The sequence below is a fragment of the Pseudomonas sp. 30_B genome (assembly GCF_017491605.1).
In the GTDB taxonomy this organism is placed as follows: Bacteria; Pseudomonadota; Gammaproteobacteria; order Pseudomonadales; family Pseudomonadaceae; genus Pseudomonas.
This window is the reverse complement of record NZ_JAFGYY010000553.1, coordinates 1-235: the sequence shown is the minus strand read 5'-3', so window position 1 is coordinate 235 and position 235 is coordinate 1. Positions and strand designations below refer to the sequence as shown.

The following is a 235-nucleotide window of genomic DNA, read 5'->3' as shown; positions in this document are numbered from 1 at the left end:
AGGCGGCGATCAACTTCATCGACAAGCAGGCCAAGGCCGACAAACCGTTCTTCGTCTGGATGAATACCACGCGCATGCACCTCTTCACCCACGTGCGCGACTCGATGAAGGGCCAGAGCGGCATGCCGGGCAACGAGTACGCTGATGGCATGCTCGAGCACGACGGCGACGTCGGCAAGCTGCTCAAGGCGGTGGACGACCTGAAGATCGCCGACAACACCATCGTCGTCTACAC

At 60.9% G+C, this 235-nt stretch carries 1 protein-coding gene; it reads left to right on the top strand.

Features of this window, described 5'->3' with window-relative positions; all coding sequences use genetic code 11:
* Positions 1-235, top strand: a 235-nt coding sequence (locus tag J5M67_RS29410) for a sulfatase-like hydrolase/transferase (protein ID WP_207888779.1), incomplete at both ends; no start/stop codon positions are given.